We start from the raw sequence: 16,801 nt of genomic DNA, 5'->3' as shown, positions 1-16,801 counted from the left end.
CAGCGCCCCCCCGCCCCGCCCGCCCCCCCCCCCCCCCCCCCCGGGGGCCCCCCGGGGGGGGCCGGGGGGGGGGGGGGGGGGGGGCGCGCCGGCCGGGGGGGGGGCGGCCCGGCCGGAGCGCCGGAGGGGTGGCTTTCCGGTGCTCCCGGGAGCACCGCGGTGCGTGCCTACGCGTAGGCGGCGAACGCCCTGGTGAAGGCGAGCGGCTGCTGGAGGATCGAGCTGCACGTGGCGTCCGCGTGGTTCACGGCCCCGCCCGCGCACTGCTTGTCGCGCGTCGCGGACCACATCGACAGCCGGCCGAGGCCCTTGGACCGCGCGAAGTCCACCAGCTGCGCGGCGTCGTCGACGGTGAAGATTTCGGTGGTCACGTCGTTGACGCCGATCATCGGGGTGACCGCGACGGCCTTCCAGGCGGCCGCGTCCGACAGCCCGAGCACTCCCTTGAGCTGCGCCTGCGTGGCGGTCGCCGCCTGGATCGCGTAGGTGCCCATGTCCCCGCTGTAGGCGGGGCCGTAGTCCATCGCCATGATGTTGACCGTGTCGACGCGCACGCCGTTCCTCTTCGCGTCGGCGAGCAGGTCCACGCCCGCCTGGGTCAGCCCCTCGGGCATCACCGGCAGCGTGAACGACACGTCGAGGCCGGGGTGCGCCTTCTGGAGCTGCGCGACGGCCTGCGCGCGGCGGGTGTTGGCGGCGGTGTCGGGCAGCGCCGCGCCCTCGATGTCGAAGTCCACCTTGGTGAGCCGGTACCGGTCGACGACCTTGCCGTACGCGGCGGCCAGGTCCCCGGGCGTGGCGCAGTGGAGCGCCAGCTCGTGCCCGGCGGCGCCGCCGAAGGAGACCCGTACGTCGCCGCCCCGGGCGCGCAGCGCGCCGATCTGGGCGGCGACCTTGTCGTTCGCGAGGTCGGTGACCCCGCCCCACAGCGGGGCGCAGGAGCCGCCGGAGGTGATGAAGGCGAGGGTGAACTCCTCGACCCCCGTCCTGGCGGCGGTGTCGAGCAGGTCGTACGCCGGGTGCAGCGAGGTGTCGACGTACGGCGCGAAGCGCGCGCCCCCGGCGCTGCCGCCGCCCGTGCCGGGGGCGGGGGTCGTCCCCGTGGCCGTCGGGGTGGGCGCCGGTGTAGCCGTGGGGGTGGGCGGCGCGGTGGGGGTGGGCTTCGTGCTCGCCGTGGGGGCCGGGGTGGGCGTGGGCTGCCCGGTGGGACGGCCGCTCGGCTGCGGGGTCGCGCCGCCGTCGACCGAGCACCTCGCGCCGTTGATCACGCAGCCGGTCGGGTCGCCCGCGGCCCCGTCGGCACGGGTCACGAACCCGACGGTGACCGAGGCGCCGGGCGCCAGCTCCTTGTTCCAGCCGGCCGGTTTCACGGTGACGCGCTGCCCGTCCACCGTGTGGTCGCCGTTCCAGAGCGAGCCGATGGCCGTGCCGGCGGGCAGGTCGAAGGCGAGCGTCCAGTCCTTCAGCGCCCGGTCCGTCTCGTTGGTGACGACGTACTGGCCGGTGTAACCGCCCTGCCAGGAGCTGGTCCTGGTGTACGCGGCGCCGACGGCGGCGGCCTGCGCGGTGCCGGTGAAGGCGACCGCCGCGCCGCCGGCGACCGCGGCCGCCACGATCGCGCCGATCAGCTTGCTCCGGCCGCTCGCCCTGCGCCGGTGGGTGACTGTGCTGCCCATCGCGTGCCTGCTTCCGCTGTCCGTGGGGGGTGGTGCTGCGGCAGCACGCTAGCGAGCCCGAAACGGACAAACGGCCGCTTGTGGACGGCCGTTCGGCATCTTAGGTTCCGCTTAAGGCGCCCATCGGGAGGGATTAATGCTGGGCGCGGCGACGGCGTACGACACGGTGCCCGCGCCGCCGCCCCGGGGCGCCGGCCGCCCGGCCGCCGAGTCCGATCCAGATGCGGACCTCGGTCCCGCCCAGCACCGAGCGCCCGATCCGTACGTCGCCGCCGGTCGATTCGGCGACGCGCCGCACGATGTCGAGCCCCAGTCCGGTGGAGCCGTCCCTCCCGCCGCTGTTGCCGCGCGCCAGCGCCGCCTCCGGGTCGGCGATGCCGGGCCCGGCGTCCGAGACGAGGATGATGACGGCGTCGTCGCCGTTGTGGACGTCGACCGAGAAGGCCGTGCCCTCCGGGGTGTGGCGGAAGACGTTGCCGAGCAGCGCGTCGAGCGCGGCGACCAGCTCGGGCCGGGCCACCGGGATGCGCACCGGCCGGTCGATGCCCGCGACCCGCACCTTGCGCCCCTCGTCCTCGGCGAGCGCCGACCAGAAGTCCATCCGCTCCCGGACCACTTCGGAGGCGTCGCACCCGGCGCCCGGCCCGCCCGGCTGGGTCTGCGGCTTGGCCGCCCGCGCCGTACGGATGATGGTGTCGACCTCCCGCTCCAGCTGTTCGACCGCCGCCCGCGTCTGGTCGGCGGCCGGCCCGTCGCCGAGTGAGGCGGCGTTGAGCCGCAGCACGGTCAGCGGGGTGCGCAGCCGGTGCGAGAGGTCGGCGGCGAGCTCGCGTTCGTTGGCGAGGAGCTGGACGACCTGGTCGGCCATCGAGTTGAAGGCGACCGCGGCCGACTTCAGCTCCGTGGGGCCGTCCTCGGGGACGCGGGCGCCGAGCCGGCCCTCCCCCAGATCGTGCGCGGCGCTGGCGAGGCGCTGCGCGGGCTGCACCATGCGGACGCCGAGCCGGTCCGCGACCGCGACCGACCCGACGACCAGGGCGATGCCGACCCCGGCGAGGATCAGCCACGCGGTGGCCAGGCCGTTGGTGACCTCGCCCTCGGGGACGTACACCTCGACGATGGCGATCTGGCCGGTGCTGATGGCCGTCGGCTGGAGCAGGGCGAAACCGCCGGGCACCTCGGTGGTCGAGGCGCGGGGGGTGCGCTGCACGGTGGCGAGGTCCTTCGCCGTGGCCCGCGCCGTGCCGATCCGCACCGCCGCGCCGCCGCCCGGCGGCGCCGGGATGTGCACGGCCATGCGCCCGGCGGCGCCCGCCTGGGTGGAGGCGACGGCCCGGTCGAGCTGGGTGCGGTCCGTGGTGATGGACAGCGACGTGCCGAGGGCGGCGGCCTGCCGTTCGGCGTTGGCGAAGGCCCGGTCGCGGGCCATCTCCTTGATGACGAGGCCCAGCGGCACGGCGAAGGCCACCACGACCATCACCGTCACCGCCAGGCAGACCTTGACGAGCGCCCACCTCACCGGTTCCGGCCCGCTTCCGGTGGTGCGGCGGCCGCCCCGCCGCGGCAGCGGCCGATGCCGGGGCCGGCGCTCACAGCGGCGGCTCCAGCTTCACCCCGACGCCCCGAAGGGTGTGCAGGTAGCGGGGTTTGGCGGCCGTCTCCCCCAGTTTCCGCCGCAGCCAGGACAGATGGACGTCGATGGTCTGGTCGTCGCCGTACGACTGCTGCCACACCTCGGCGAGCAGTTCCCTGCGCGGGACGACCACGCCGGGCCGGCCGGCGAGGAAGGCGAGCAGGTCGAACTCCCGCCGCGTCAGGTCCAGGGGGACGCCGTCGAGCTCGGCCGTCCGCCGCAGCGGGTCGATGGACAGCCCGCCCACCTGGATCAGGCGGGGCGGCGGCACCTCCCCGGCCGCGGACCGCGCACGGCGCAGCACGGCCGCCATCCGCGCGGACAGGTGCTCCACGGAGAACGGCTTGGTCAGGTAGTCGTCCGCGCCGTCGTTCAACAGCCGTACGATCTCGGTCTCGTCGTCCCGCGCGGTCGCGATGATCACCGGTACGTCGGTGATGCCGCGGAGCATCTTCAGCGCCTCCGACCCGTCCAGATCGGGCAGTCCGAGGTCGAGGATGACCACGTCGAAGCGGAAATGGGCCACTTCGCGCAGCGCCTCCAGAGCCGTGCCGACGCTCCGTACGGTGTGGGAGGCCTCGGTCAGGTGCCGGATGAGGGCCGAGCGCACGAACTGGTCGTCCTCGACCACGAGCACACTTGCCATGGCCCGCACCGTACGCCATAAGGCGGAATGAGGGGGACCGGTGTTGACCTCGTGGGTGCGTGGTGCACTATGGCCCGGATGCGTAGAGGACTCGTTCACGCCATGGCGTGGTCGCTCGCCACCGGCGCGGCGGTCACCCTCTCGTGGTGGGGTGTGCACACGGTCATGGCGGGCACGGCGTACGACCCGCCCCGCGCCCTGCCGATCACGGCGGACCGGCCCTCGGCGCACGGCGGCGCCGAGCCGCAGTCGTCCTCCACGCACCGCCCGCCGGATCCGCCCGCGGCCTCCGCGGCGCCCCGCCCGGAGAAGAGCCCGCGGCGGCCCGCGTCACCGTCGCGGCAGCCGTCCGCACCCGCGCCGCCGTCCCGTGCGCCGGGCACGACGCCCCCGGCGGACGGCGAGCCCACCGGGCGGGTGCGGAGCTACACGGTCGACGGCGGCCGGGTGGCCTTCGACCTCGGCCCGGCCTCCGCCGAACTGGTCTCCGCGACACCGTCGTCCGGCTGGCAGATGCAGGTGTGGAAGCAGCCGACGTGGATCCGCGTGACCTTCACGAAGGACGGCCGGGAGGTCTCGGTGTTCTGCGTCTGGCACGACACCGCGCCACGCGTGGAGATCGACGAGCGCTAGGCCCTGTCGTCACATTCCCGTCGTCGCCCGAAGGGCGGCCCTGCGGCGTCAGGTGCGTGCTCTCGGTGTGCCGGGCCCTGACCCTCGTACTGGATGCACTCGGGTCCGGGCCCGGTGCGGCGAGAGTGCGTGCATGGCGTCGCGGGGCAGACGGGAAACCTCGCGTGTCCGCGACGTCCCCTCTGCCCGGCCGGATCCGCACGACGGGCCCCGGCCGCCGCGGGCGCTCAGGCCCGCGGGTCCCGGCGCTCCTCGGCGTCCCCGTCCTCGATCCGGTACGACTTCGTCCAGGTCTCGCCGCAGCGGCAGTGGTAGTGCTCGACGAGCTCACCGGCGGCGGAGACGTCCATGCCCTGGTGGACACGGACATGGACATGCGCGCCCATGACGGCCTTCTTTCCGATCGGGGGCAATTGCCCGATTCTGTCCGTCGCTCGTCGTGCCGGGCAACACCCGCCCACCATGCGGACGGGTCCACGTCACCCGAAGGCGGAGGCGGGCGGGGCGGGTGAGGGCCGGGCGCTCGCGTCGGTGACGGCCGCGGCGCCGCCCGTGAAGTCGGTCAGCGACCTGCCGTGCTCGACCCGGCCCGGGTGCGGGTCGGTGGCGACCCGGCGGGTGAGCTCGGCGACCGGCAGCGGGGTGTCCGACGCGACGAGTACGGCGTTGCCGAAGAGGCGCCCGCGCAGCACGGCCGGGTCGGCGGCGAGGGCGAGCTCGGGGAAGAGCGCGGCGGCGGTGGCGATTTGCCCGCGCAGATGGGCGAGCGGCGGCCCGTCGGCGAGGTTGGCGGCGTAGTGCCCGCCGGGCCCGAGGACCCTCCGCACCTCGGCGAGGAACTCGGTACTGGTGAGGTGCGCGGGCGTCCGGGCGCCGCTGAAGACGTCCGCGATGACGAGGTCGGCCCAGCCGTCCTGGACCCGGGCGAGCCCGGCGCGGGCGTCGGCGCCCCGGACGCGTATCCGGGCGCCCGGACCGAGCGGCAGCTCACGGCGCACCAGCTGCACCAGGGCCGCGTCGAACTCGACGATCTGCTGGGTGGAGCGGGGCCGGGTGGCGGCGATGTAGCGGGCGAGGGTGAAGGCGCCGCCGCCGAGGTGGAGGACGTTCACGGGCCGCCCGGGCGGGGCGGCGAGATCGGCGACGTGCCCGAGCCGGCGCTGGTACGGGAAGCTCAGGCGGGCGGGGTCGTCGAGGTCGACGTGCGACTGCGGGGCGCCGTCGATGAGCAGGGTCCAGGCGCGGGCGCGCTCCGGGTCGGGTACGAGTTCGGCGAGGCCGCCGTCCACGGTCTCGGCCACGGTCTCCCGGGCCTGCCGTCCGCGCTGCTGCTGCCGTGCTTTCCTCGCCATCCGTCCATTATCGGCGGATCGGCGCCAGGGCCCGCCGCCGGATCGGCGCGAGGAGCTACTTGCAGTTGTCGGCGGCCTCGATGAGGCGGGCGGCCTCGCCCAGTGCCTCGCGCAGCACCACCGGGTCGGTGACCGGTCCGGCGTCGGCGGGGGGCAGCAGCCAGCCGGATCCGGCGACCGGCGGCTCGGCGCCCCCCGGCAGCGCGCCGGCGCCGGGGATCCGCAGGCCGCGGCCCGCCGTCTGCGTACAGGCGCTGCCCGGCACGTCCCAGGCGGCGGCGGTGCCGGGCGGTACGAGGAAACCCAGGGTGTCGCAGTCGTCGTCGTGGAGGACGGGTCCGACGGCGGGGGCGCCGCCGCGGCGCAGGATGTCGACCGCCTCCAGGCCCTGCCGGGTGGGCACGGTCACCAGGTCGCACGGCCCGGCGGCCGGGGGCGGGGCGCTCGCGTCCTGCGTCGGCCGGTGCTGTGCGGTGGTGTGCGATTCCGCTTGCTGCTGCGACTGCCGTGACGCCATGCCGACCTCCAACAAGGGATCCCCTCCTCGCTCGAGTCCCCGTGCGGAGACACGTTCCGTCTCTCCGCATGGTTCAACGCGGGCGGGCGTCAACGGCTACGGCGGCACGCCGCCGCAAAGGATGGCATTTCATGGCGGATCGCGGGAGAGATATCCGCTTTGTGGCCAAACACTGCGTGCACGACCCGTCACAGCAGGTACGTTCTTCCTCCGCCGGACCAACGGCAGCACGCAGGAGAGGGCTCGGCCATGGCGTCGTCTCGGGCAGTTCCCAATCTCGCCTTCCGCCGACTGCGCGGCCGGCGCTCCCCCGCGGAGTTCGCCGCCGCGGTCCGCCGCGCCGCCCGGGAGATCGGCGAACAGGTGGCGTGCGACGCCCGCTACATCGGGCGCGTGGAATCGGGCGAGATCCGCTGCCCCAACTACGCGTACGAGCGGGTGTTCCTGCACATGTTCCCCGGCCTGTCCCTGGCGGACCTGGGCTTCGCCTCCCGCGAGCAGGTGCGCGGGCGGGCGGCCCGGGCGGCCGTCGCCGCCGGGCCGGCGGCACGGATCACCACCCGGAACGATGAGGAGAGCGACGTGCTGCGTCGCGCATTCATGACGAGCGGCACCGCCACCGTGGCGGCCGCCTCGCTCGGGCTCGGCGCCCTGACGGGCCCCGGCTCCATCCCCTCGCCCCGCACGGGCGGCACCTACGGCGACACCGAGGTCGCCGCCGTCGAGGAGGCGGTGCGCCGCATCCGGCTGCTCGACGACCGGTACGGCGCGGACGGGCTGTACCGCAGAGCCGCCGAACCGCTGCGCACCGCCTACGCGTTCCTGGACACCGGAACCGCCGCCCGCCGGACGATCGCCGACCGGATGCAGGCGGGCGCCGGTGAACTGGCCCTGTCGGTGGGGTGGCTGGCCCATGACTCGGGCCGCCTGGAGGACGCCCGCTCGCACTACGCGGAGGCGCTGGCCACCGCGCGGGTCGCGGGCGACCGGGCCCTGGAGGCGCACGCGTTCTCCAACACGTCGTTCCTGGCCAGGGACGCGGGCCGGCACCGGGAGGCGGTGCGCGCGGCGCAGGCCGGCCAGCACGCGGCGCGCCGGCTCGCCTCGCCGCGCCTGCTCTCGCTGCTGGCCCTGCGGGAGGCGTGCGCGTGGGCGGGACTCGGCGACCGCCCGGCGTGCGAGGAGGCCCTGGGCCGCGCCCACACGTTCTTCGGGCGCGGCCCGTGCGACGCGGATCCGGAGTGGATGTCCTTCTTCGGCGAGCCGGAACTGGAGGCGCTGGAGGCGCAGTGCTGGTCCGCGCTGGGCGACTGGCCCCGGGCGGCCCGCCACGCGCACCGGGCGACGGTCCTCCAGAGCCCCCACTTCGCCCGCAACCTCGCCCTGTACCGCGCCCAGCTCTCCACGGACCTGGCCCGCGCCGGCGCCCTGGAGGAATCCGCGGCGGCCGGCGAGCGGGTCCTGGACCTCCTGGGCGAGGTGCAGTCCTCACGCATCCGCACGATGCTCACGGGCACGGTGCGCCTCCTCGCCCCGGAGCGGGGCATCCCGGCGGTGGCGGCGTTCCTGGAGCGGAGGGCGGCACTCGGGGACCTCTGACCCAGGCCACCCCCTGCACACTCCTACCGGCCGACGGCCCGACGGACCGCGGAAGCGGTTGCCGTCCCGGTGGCACACGGCCCTCCGGAGAACGGCGGCACGGGCACCCGCGGGGAACGCCCCGGCGCCTCAGCCCTCCAGGTGCCCCGTGTCGTTCCAGCGGGAGATCGCCGGGTCCCCGTACGCCCAGCCCAGGACCGACAGGCTCGTGGGGTTGAGGTGGATGCGGGCGGCGAAGGAGACGTCCTCACCGAGCCAGCGGGCGCCGATGGAGCGCAGGATGTGGCCGTGCGCGAAGACCAGGACGTCGCGGTCGGCCGAGCGGGCCCACTCCACGACCTCGTCGGCGCGGTCGGACAGCTGCCGCAGGGTCTCCCCCTCGGGCACGCCGTCGCGCCAGATGAACCAGTCCGGCCGGATCGCCTTGATCTCCGCCGGGGTCATGCCCTCGTACGCGCCGTAGTCCCACTCCATGAGCGTGTCCCACCGCTCGGCGCGGTCGCCGAACCCGGCGAGCTCGCAGGTCTCCCGCGCGCGTGCAAGCGGGCTCGTGCGGATCTCGACGCCGTCCAGGCCGCCCCAGGGGCCGCGGTGGAGGCGTTCGCCCAGCAGTTTCGCGCCCCGGCGGCCCTCGTCGAGGAGGGGTATGTCCGTCCTGCCGGTGTGCTTGCCCAGCAGTGACCACTCGGTCTGGCCGTGCCGGGCGAGCAGGATGCGCGGTGCCATGGGGGCTCTCCCTGAAGTTCGCAAGCGTTGCCCCCTCATCATCGCGTACGTGAACACGAGGCGTCCGGGAGGCAACCCCGGCGACGATCTCCGCGTCCATGACAGGGGGTCGACCGGCGGCCACGGGAGCGCACAGGGGGATGTCCGGATGCCTCACACGGCCACGAACCGTCGCCCCCGCTGGTGGACCGAGCTGCTGCTCATCGCGGTGGTGTACGCGGCGTACTCCGGCGGCCGGCTGCTCGCCCGCGGCGACGTGACGACCGCCGTCGGCCACGGGCTGGCGATCCTGCGGCTGGAGGAGCTCCTCCACCTGGACGCCGAGCATCCGCTGAACCGGCTGTTCACCGGCACCCCGGCGCTCGGCATACCCGCCGACTTCGCGTACGCCACGCTGCACTACCTGGTCACCCCGGCGGTCCTGGTCTGGCTCTTCCGCCGCCGGCCGCTCCACTACCGGGCCGCCCGCACCTGGCTGATGGTGTCCACGCTGCTCGGGCTCGTGGGGTTCACGCTGATGCCGACCTGCCCGCCCAGGCTGCTCGACGCCGGGCACGGCTTCGTCGACACCATGGCGCAGTTCAGCGCGTACGGCTGGTGGGGCGGCGAGGCGAGCGCACCGCGGGGGCTCGGCGGCATGACCAACCAGTACGCGGCGATGCCGAGCCTGCACGTCGGCTGGGCGCTGTGGTGCGGGGTGATGCTGTGGCGGTACGGGCGTACGCCGCTGCCGAGGGCGCTGGGGGTCGCCCACCCGCTGCTGACGGTCGTCGTGGTGATGGGGACGGCCAACCACTACTTCCTCGACGCCGTGGCGGGATGCGCCGTGATGGGGCTCGGGCTGGTGCTCGCGCGGCCCGCGACGCGGGGCGCGGACCGGCTGCGGAACCGGCTGCGGGGCCCGGTGCTGGAACGTTTCGGCGGACGTGTCGGCCGGCGTTTTGCCGGGGGCGGGACCACGGGCGCGTCCCCGGTTGTCAGTGGCGGATGCGAGACTTCCGCGGGTGAGCGAATTCCTGGGCAGCGGGCCCGATCGGCGTCCGCAGACGACACTCCGGCACCGGCTCGCTGAGCTGCGGGGTCCCGCCGCCGCGCCGCATCCGCTGGATGCCCGCGCGCTGGCCGCGCTGGCCGCCAACCCCGGCTGCCGGCGCCGCGCGCTGCTCGACGGCGCGGGGGTCGACAAGGCGGCGCTGGCGTCCGCGCTCGGGGCGCCGTCGGGCTTCGGCCAGTCGCAGTTCGCCTTCATGCGCGGCAACGCCTTCGAGGCGAAGGTCAAGGCCGACGGCGGCGCGGAGCTGCTGCGGCTGCTGGGCGTGGACGGCCGGGAGGACGTGCGCGTACCGGACCTGGCGGCGGCCGGGCCCGAGGGCCGCGCGGCGCGCACGGCGCTGGCGCTGCGCGAGGCGACCGAGGCGGGCGCCTGGTCGCTGCTCGACCACCCGATGCTGGCCCTGGAGGTCGCCGGGTCGCCCGCGTACCTGGAGCCGGACGTGGTCGTGGTGCGCCCCGACGGGCGGTGGACGGTCGTCGAGATCAAGTCGTTCCCGATGATCGACGGCTCCGCCGACGCCGCCAAGGTGGGCGCCGCCGCCCGGCAGGCCGCCGTGTACGTGCTGGCGCTGGAGCGGGTCGCCGCGCTCACGCAGGGCGCCGAGGTGGCGCACTCGGTGCTGCTGGTGTGCCCCAAGGACTTCTCCAACCAGCCGACGGGATCGGTCGTCGACGTGCGCAAGCAGCTGTCGGTGACGCGGCGGCAGCTCGCCCGGCTGACGCGTATCGAGGACATCGCGGCCGCCCTGCCGGAGGGGGTCACCTTCGACGTCGAGGCGTGCTCGGCGGACCAGTTGTCGGCCGCGGTGGACGCGGTGCCGCACGCGTACGCGCCGGAGTGCCTCGCCGCGTGCGAGCTGGCGTTCCACTGCCGCGACCGGGCGCGGTCGGCGGGCGCGGTGGAGGCGCTCGGGCGGTCGCTGCGCGGCGAGCTGGGCGGGCTGACGACGGTCGGCGCGGTGCTCTCCGCGGCGCGCGGCGAGACGGGCGACCCGGACGATCCGGCGGTGGCCGCGCTGCGGCGGGCCGCGGCGCTGCGGGCGGAGTCCCTGGAGGAGGCGGGCGCGTGTCGCTGATCGCCACGCTGGCGCGGCTGGAGGCCATGGAGTCGGGGCGGGCCCAGCCGCTCACCACGGTGCGGCACCGCCACCTGTCGCAGCGGCCCCTGGTCCTCGTACCGCTGACGACCGCCGGTGAGGCCGGTGCGCCGCTGGGGGCGCTCGTCGGGACCGGCCCGGAGGAGCCGCGGCTGCTGGTCGTGCCGCAGCCGCGGGACCGGGACCTGAGGTTCGCGTTCCTCGCGGACCTGGCCGAGGTGGTCATCCCGTACCTGGACGCGTACGCCGACGACGTCGAGGCGGCCGAGCGCAGCGAGACGGACCCGGAGACCGGCAAGAAGGTCAAGGTGGAGGTCGAGCTGTGCGCGGACGCGCCGCAGCTGATCGTGCCGAGCCGCGCGGGCATCGAGTACGTCCGGCTGCTGGGCCGCTCCATGCGGTTCCGGCGCACCGCCGAGCAGGACCCGGAGACGCCCTTCCCGGCGCCGCCCCGGGTGCCGCTGCTGGGGCGGTGGCTGACGCACTACGGCGAGCGGGCGCGCGTGCCGGGCTCCTCGCTGCTGCTGGCCGCCACCGATCTGCTGAACCGGCACTGGGCGACCGGCCAGTCGTCCCTGGAGGACCAGCACCTGGGGGCGCTGCTCGCCTGGATCGACACCGCGGCGTCCGGGGGCCGGCCGGCCGCCGAGGCCGCGCTGCGGGCCGAGCTCGCGCGGGACCGGGAGGGGCAGCTGCTGTGCCCGCCGGCCGGCCCGGCGACCGACCCGGCGTTCGACAACCGGCTGCTGGCCCCCGCGATCGAGCGGTACGACCGGGCCCGGCAGGCGCTCGCGGCGGCGGAGGACGGCGGGACGGCGGACGAGCGGCTGGGCGAGCTGCACCGTGCCGAGGGGGAGATCCGGCGGCTGCTCCTCACCCAGCTGCGCCCCACGTGGGAAGCGGTGTGGCGGGCGATCGAGCTGGTGCGCGCGCTGCCGCCGGGCGCCCGCGTGGCGGACCGCTGGACGCGGGACCGCTGGTCGTTCACCGGCCACCGGGACCGGGTGCGGGCCGGTGAGCCGCCGCAGCCGCGCCGCGACGACGCCGTCACGGCGGCGCAGAAGCTCGCCGCGCGGGAGAGCGCGCAGGCGCAACTGGAGGCGCAGGAGGCGCTGGACGACCCGCTGGTGCTGGCGGGGCGGCGGCTTGCGGGTGAGGCGTTCGTCGCCGAGGTGGTGGACGTGACCATGGCGTGGTCGGAGTCCAAGCGGCCGGCGCCGCGGCCGCTGCTGACCGTGCGCACCGACGACCGGCCGCACCTGGCCGAGGGCACGAAGGCGTACCGGTCGCTGGACGGCAAGCCGCAGACGGCGCAGTTCGTGCGGTACGAGGAGGACGGGACGCTGGTGCTGCGGGTGGTGGACCGGATGGGGCGGGGCAAGGAGCCGGCGGAGGGCTCGGTGCCCGAGAAGGGCGACCGGATCGCCTGGACGCTGTTCGAGCACGACCAGCGGGTGGGGCCGAAGCTGCCGGACCCGGAGGAGACGCCCTGGACCCACGGCGGTCCGCCGCGTACCGACGCCGCCGAGAGCCCCGACCCCGTGACCCCGGAGGACCTGCTGTGACGTTCGACCCTTCCGCGGAGGCCGCCCGGGCGACCCGCGCGATCCTCGACGACACGCTGCACGGCGACGCGCGGGGCGTCGTCGTGGACTCGCCACCGGGTGCGGGCAAGTCGACGCTCGTGGTGCGCGCCGCGCTGGAGCTGGCGGCTGCGGGCCGGCCGCTGATGGTGGTCGCCCAGACCAACGCGCAGGTCGACGACCTGGTGCTGCGGCTCGCCGAGAAGGAGCCGGACCTGCCGGTGGGTCGGCTGCACAGCAATGACTCCGACCCCTACGACAAGGCCCTCGACGGGCTGGAGAACGTGCGGAAGTCGGCGAAGGCGGGGGACCTGGCCGGCCTGGACGTGGTGATCTCGACCGCGGCGAAGTGGGCGCACGTGAAGGGCGTCGAGCCGTGGGGGCACGCCATCGTGGACGAGGCGTACCAGATGCGCTCCGACGCGCTGCTGACGGTGGCGGGGCTGTTCGAGCGGGCGCTGTTCGTGGGGGACCCGGGGCAGCTGGACCCGTTCGCGGTGGTGGGGGCCGAGCAGTGGGCGGGGCTGTCGTACGACCCGTCGGCGAGCGCGGTGTCGACGCTGCTGGCGCACAACCCGGACCTGCCGCAGCACCGGCTGCCGGTGTCGTGGCGGCTGCCCGCGTCCGCCGCGCCCCTGGTGTCGGACGCGTTCTACCCGTACACGCCGTTCCGCAGCGGCACCGGGCACGACGACCGGCGGCTCACCTTCGGGGTGCCGTCGGACGGGTCGGGGCCCGACCGGGTGCTGGACGAGGCGGCGGAGTCCGGTTGGGGGCTGCTGGAGCTGCCGGCCCGGCGCACCCCCCGTACCGATCCTGAGGCGGTACGGGCGGTGGCGCTGGTGGTGCGGCGCCTGCTGGACCGCGGCGGGGCGGCGGTCTCGGAGCGGTCCGCCGGACCGGTGCCGCTGACTCCCGACCGGATCGCCGTCGGCACGGCCCACCGCGACCAGGCGGCGGCGGTGCGGGCGGCTCTGGCGGAACTGGGCGTGCCGGGCGTGACGGTGGACACGGCGAACCGCCTCCAGGGGCGGGAGTACGACATGACCGTCGTGCTGCACCCGCTGTCGGGACGCCCGGACGCGACGGCGTTCCACCTGGAGACGGGCCGCCTGTGCGTGCTGGCGTCCCGCCACCGGCACGCGTGCGTCGTAGTGTGCCGCGCCGGGGTGGCGGACCTGCTGGACGAGCACCCCTCGACGGAGCCGGTCCGGCTCGGCGTGACGGTGAAGTTCCCGGACGGCTGGGAGGCGAACCACGCGGTCCTGTCCCACCTGGCGGAACACCGGGTGGTCTGGCAGCCGTGAGCGGCTCCCGGGGCGGGCCCGGGACCGGGCCGCCCCCGCGGGGTTGCGCGGGGCGGGACAATGGACGGTGGCCGACCGGAGGGCGGGGGGCCGGGAAGCGGAGGAGACGACATGGCGGAGACCGAGCGGAGCGAGCAGCGGCGGCTGAAGCCGGCGCCCCTGCTCTTCGAGCCTGCGGAGGCCGCCGCCGACCCCGAGCACTTCTTCGACCTGGAGTCGATGGACGATCCGCGCCAGCTCCTCGCGCGCTCCACCGAGCTGGCACTGGCGTTCCGGGCGGCCACCGACCGCGCCGTGGAGTTCCAGGCGATCGCGGCCGCGCAGCTCGCCGACCCCCGGCGCTTCGACCGGCTCACCGCCGCGGACATCGCGGAGCGCGCGGACTGGACCGAGGACTACGCGAAGCGCATGGTCGAGTTCGGACGGGACCTGCTGCGCGGCGGCGAGGACGACGGGGCCTGACGGCGCACCGCTCCCGGGCCACCGGCCGGGTCTGCCCGCGTCCCTGTCCTACGGCATATGCCGGGCGGGCGAACCATACTCCCGCGCCCGCCCGCGCGTCCCGGTTTTCGGCAACTCTCGGAGACCGGGCCGTCACGAGGCGTAGGTGTAGGGCATGGACGCATGCAATGTAAGCCACGTCACTTCCGACGGCGCCCGGTGGCTGGCGTCGGCCGCCCCCTTCCCCCGGGACACGCTGGACCTGTGGGAGACCCGCCCCTCCGCGCCCGCCGTCCTGCCCTGCGGCGGCGCCTTCGACGTGGTGAGCGTGCAGGCCGTCTTCGGGCGCCGGCTGCTGGACCGGCTGTGGGAGGAGGGGCCCGGCTCCGGGCCGGTCGCCGTCCATCGGGGCCGGATGCTGCTGTTCGCCGCGCCCGGCACCGCCCAGCGGCTGCCGTCCCTGCTGCGCTGGGAGGAGTGGGGAGGCACCGTACCGCCGGTGCTCTGCCACGGCGTGGGTGACGCGGTGACGGTGCCGCCCCCCGCCCCCGCGGCCGCGGCGGACGGGCCGCGCTGGGTGGTGGCGCCGGACTCCCGGCACCCCTGGCTGCCGGGGCCCGAGGTGCTGCTGTGGGTGGTGCGGCGTCATCGATTTCTCCTCGCCCCGAACAGGGTGCTAAGGTCTACGACGTCAGCAGGCGCCGCTAGCTCAGTTGGTTAGAGCAGCTGACTCTTAATCAGCGGGTCCGGGGTTCGAGTCCCTGGCGGCGCACAGACGGAAAGAGCCCCTCGCGGAAGCGGGGGGCTCTTTCGTGCTGCCGGTACGGCTCACCGCGGGGTGATCCGGACGGTCCACGCACCCGTGGGCGTCCGGTCCCGCACCTCCACCCGCGCGCCCTCGCCCGGCACCGTGAAGGTCTCCCCCACCCCCAGCGGCGCGTCGGCGAGCGGCGCGTACACCGAGCGGCCCGCGCAGGCGCCGGTGCTCGGGTGGGTGTCCACCACCTCGACCGGCCCGGCACCGGAGGACGCCTCGCCCCGGACGCGGTAGATCAGCACGCCCTCGGTGCAGGTGTCCACGTCGTTGCCGGTGGCGCCCCGCGCCTCGATCGCCAGCGCGCTGTGCTCGCCCGTCCGGACGACGGCGAGCCGTGTGCCGACCGAGACGCCCCACGCGGGGGCGGCGGCGAGCGGCTCCAGCGTGAGCATGCTGGGACCGCCCTCCGGCACGCACAGCACCTGGTGCCCTCCGAGCCAGCCCAGCTTCCACTTGTGCCAGCCGAAGAGCTCCGGGGCCAGCGCGAACTGGCTGCCCATGACGTCCCAGTCACCCACATGGGTGTCCCAGTCGCCCTTGCCGTCCGTCGGGCGGTGGTACAGGTCCGGCAGGTCGAAGACGTGCCCGGTCTCGTGGGCCAGCACGTTGCGGTCCGGCGGATGCCGCTCGAACACCGTGACGACCCTCCGGATGTCCGTGCCGTCGGCGCGCAGCGGGGAGTCGAGGTTGACGACCTTCGTCGCGTCGGAGTCCACCCCGGGCGCGTCCGGGTCGGCGACGAGGTAGACGATGTCGTACCGCGAGAAGTCCACCAGCGGATCGGCCGCGGCGAGCGCGTCGCGCAGGTAGTTCATGCGCCGCTGCGGCGCCCAGTCGCGCCGTATGGCGTAGGCGGTGGAGGCCCGCGGCATCGGGATCCACTCGCGCCGCAGGTGCGGGCGGAGCGTGAACTTGCCGTACGAGGCGCGCTGGAAGAAACGGCTGGTGGCCGGGAAGTGGTCGGCGGCGATCTCGTCCGGATGGGTGAGCGGCTGCGCGTCCGGGAACGACAGGAAGAGCATGACCGCGTCGAGATCGCGCACCGGCCGCGGGTAGGCGCCGTTCCAGGTGTCCAGGCCCAGCGAGTGGTGGGCACCGGTACGGGGCAGGGCGCACGGCCCCGCCTCCGGCACGGCGGCCGCGGGGCCTGCCACGAGGCCCGTCGCGGCGAGCGCCAGGAGAGAGAAGATGCCCGCGGCGGCGGACCGCAGGCGGGCGCGGTCCACTCCCTCGGGTGTCTGCCGGCTCTCCACGTCGACCTCCGGGGTGCGGGATGCGGAACGTCCCACCACCCTGTGACGGTTTATGGTGATACGTCCTGTTCCGCTGCCCCACATGGGTGAGAGGCGCGACGCGCCGCACCCGATCCGGTAGTTCACGGACAGTCACAACTGTTCACGGCGGGGCGGGGCCCACCACACCCCTGCCAGAGCCGTGCAGAAACGATCATCCGGGGGGTGTGGACGGCGCGCGGGGTGGGCCGCTTCACACCCTCCGCGCCCGTCTCATCCAGTGGCGACGCTGGAACGGCCGCCGCGACAGCCTCTATGATCGGCACACTTTCGATGGCTGACCATTCCGACCACATCTGTGCGTCACAACTGCCCTGCGGGAGCGAGCGGTGAGCGGAACCTCCAGCGGAACCCCCGAAGGACCGGGAGCTGCGGCAGTCTCACCGACCGACACCACCCGGTCCGTGATCACGGAGAGTCACGAGGGCG

Annotated in this window: 15 protein-coding genes, 1 tRNA gene and 1 pseudogene; 9 read left to right on the top strand and 8 right to left on the bottom strand. The window is 75.2% G+C overall.

Features of this window, described 5'->3' with window-relative positions:
- Positions 1 to 167: 167 nt before the first annotated feature.
- The 3 genes from ACIA79_RS28325 to ACIA79_RS28315 all read right to left on the bottom strand — a co-directional run bounded on the left by ACIA79_RS28325 (position 168) and on the right by ACIA79_RS28315 (position 3,955).
- Positions 168 to 1,676, bottom strand: a complete 1,509-nt coding sequence (locus ACIA79_RS28325) for a cellulose binding domain-containing protein (RefSeq protein ID WP_399431189.1) — start codon at positions 1,674 to 1,676, stop codon at positions 168 to 170.
- A gap of 133 nt (positions 1,677 to 1,809) precedes the next feature.
- Positions 1,810 to 3,195 (bottom strand): ATP-binding protein, encoded by a 1,386-nt coding sequence (locus tag ACIA79_RS28320; RefSeq protein ID WP_399431188.1) that lies wholly within the window; start codon positions 3,193 to 3,195, stop codon positions 1,810 to 1,812.
- A 70-nt stretch (positions 3,196 to 3,265) separates the two neighbouring features.
- Positions 3,266 to 3,955: a response regulator transcription factor gene (locus tag ACIA79_RS28315; protein WP_399431187.1), complete on the bottom strand. Its 690-nt coding sequence runs from the start codon at positions 3,953 to 3,955 to the stop codon at positions 3,266 to 3,268.
- Positions 3,956 to 4,024: 69 nt separating this feature from the next.
- On the opposite strand from ACIA79_RS28315, the gene ACIA79_RS28310 reads away from it, so the two are divergent.
- The gene (locus tag ACIA79_RS28310) at positions 4,025 to 4,588 is read left to right on the top strand and encodes a hypothetical protein (RefSeq protein WP_399431185.1); all 564 of its coding nucleotides are present in this window, start codon (positions 4,025 to 4,027) and stop codon (positions 4,586 to 4,588) included.
- 227 nt (positions 4,589 to 4,815) lie between these two features.
- Here the strand turns inward: ACIA79_RS28310 and ACIA79_RS28305 are convergent, their stop codons facing one another.
- From ACIA79_RS28305 to ACIA79_RS28295, 3 genes are all read right to left on the bottom strand, one after another.
- Entirely contained in the window at positions 4,816 to 5,001 is a 186-nt protein-coding gene (locus ACIA79_RS28305) for a hypothetical protein (RefSeq protein WP_399431184.1), read from the bottom strand.
- Between the two features lie 66 nt (positions 5,002 to 5,067).
- Positions 5,068 to 5,940 (bottom strand): spermidine synthase, encoded by an 873-nt coding sequence (locus tag ACIA79_RS28300; protein ID WP_399431183.1) that lies wholly within the window; start codon positions 5,938 to 5,940, stop codon positions 5,068 to 5,070.
- Positions 5,941 to 5,995: 55 nt separating this feature from the next.
- Positions 5,996 to 6,457, bottom strand: a complete 462-nt coding sequence (locus ACIA79_RS28295) for a hypothetical protein (protein WP_399431181.1) — start codon at positions 6,455 to 6,457, stop codon at positions 5,996 to 5,998.
- A 249-nt stretch (positions 6,458 to 6,706) separates the two neighbouring features.
- Between ACIA79_RS28295 and ACIA79_RS28290 the strand changes: the two genes are divergently transcribed.
- Positions 6,707 to 8,056 carry a tetratricopeptide repeat protein gene (locus ACIA79_RS28290; RefSeq protein WP_399431180.1) on the top strand — a complete coding sequence of 450 codons (1,350 nt, stop codon included), beginning with the start codon at positions 6,707 to 6,709 and terminating at the stop codon, positions 8,054 to 8,056.
- Between the two features lie 129 nt (positions 8,057 to 8,185).
- Here ACIA79_RS28290 and ACIA79_RS28285 read toward each other — a convergent pair whose 3' ends face one another.
- Positions 8,186 to 8,782 carry a histidine phosphatase family protein gene (locus ACIA79_RS28285; protein WP_399431178.1) on the bottom strand — a complete coding sequence of 199 codons (597 nt, stop codon included), beginning with the start codon at positions 8,780 to 8,782 and terminating at the stop codon, positions 8,186 to 8,188.
- 148 nt (positions 8,783 to 8,930) lie between these two features.
- On the opposite strand from ACIA79_RS28285, the gene ACIA79_RS28280 reads away from it, so the two are divergent.
- The 7 genes and pseudogenes from ACIA79_RS28280 to ACIA79_RS28250 all read left to right on the top strand — a co-directional run bounded on the left by ACIA79_RS28280 (position 8,931) and on the right by ACIA79_RS28250 (position 15,035).
- Positions 8,931 to 9,854: a phosphatase PAP2 family protein gene (locus tag ACIA79_RS28280; RefSeq protein ID WP_399431177.1), complete on the top strand. Its 924-nt coding sequence runs from the start codon at positions 8,931 to 8,933 to the stop codon at positions 9,852 to 9,854.
- The gene (locus ACIA79_RS28275; protein ID WP_399431176.1) at positions 9,787 to 10,911 is read left to right on the top strand and encodes a hypothetical protein; all 1,125 of its coding nucleotides are present in this window, start codon (positions 9,787 to 9,789) and stop codon (positions 10,909 to 10,911) included. The genes ACIA79_RS28280 and ACIA79_RS28275 overlap by 68 nt, the downstream gene beginning before the upstream one ends.
- Positions 10,902 to 12,497: a hypothetical protein gene (locus ACIA79_RS28270; protein ID WP_399431175.1), complete on the top strand. Its 1,596-nt coding sequence runs from the start codon at positions 10,902 to 10,904 to the stop codon at positions 12,495 to 12,497. Before ACIA79_RS28275 ends, ACIA79_RS28270 begins: the two co-directional genes overlap by 10 nt.
- Positions 12,494 to 13,822 carry an AAA family ATPase gene (locus tag ACIA79_RS28265; RefSeq protein WP_399431174.1) on the top strand — a complete coding sequence of 443 codons (1,329 nt, stop codon included), beginning with the start codon at positions 12,494 to 12,496 and terminating at the stop codon, positions 13,820 to 13,822. The genes ACIA79_RS28270 and ACIA79_RS28265 overlap by 4 nt, the downstream gene beginning before the upstream one ends.
- Positions 13,823 to 13,933: 111 nt before the next feature.
- Positions 13,934 to 14,284, top strand: a complete 351-nt coding sequence (locus tag ACIA79_RS28260; RefSeq protein WP_399431173.1) for a hypothetical protein — start codon at positions 13,934 to 13,936, stop codon at positions 14,282 to 14,284.
- A 154-nt stretch (positions 14,285 to 14,438) separates the two neighbouring features.
- A pseudogene (locus ACIA79_RS28255) lies at positions 14,439 to 14,971 on the top strand (hypothetical protein).
- A tRNA-Lys gene (locus ACIA79_RS28250) sits at positions 14,962 to 15,035 on the top strand. Before ACIA79_RS28255 ends, ACIA79_RS28250 begins: the two are co-directional and overlap by 10 nt.
- Positions 15,036 to 15,091: 56 nt before the next feature.
- Here ACIA79_RS28250 and ACIA79_RS28245 read toward each other — a convergent pair.
- Positions 15,092 to 16,333, bottom strand: a complete 1,242-nt coding sequence (locus tag ACIA79_RS28245) for a M6 family metalloprotease domain-containing protein (protein ID WP_399431197.1) — start codon at positions 16,331 to 16,333, stop codon at positions 15,092 to 15,094.
- Positions 16,334 to 16,801 lie beyond the last annotated feature (468 nt).

This window comes from Streptomyces sp. NPDC051310 (assembly GCF_044455245.1).
Lineage (GTDB): Bacteria > Actinomycetota > Actinomycetes > Streptomycetales > Streptomycetaceae > Streptomyces.
Note: the sequence above shows the minus strand (reverse complement) of the source record. Positions and strands in the feature narration are given on the sequence as shown.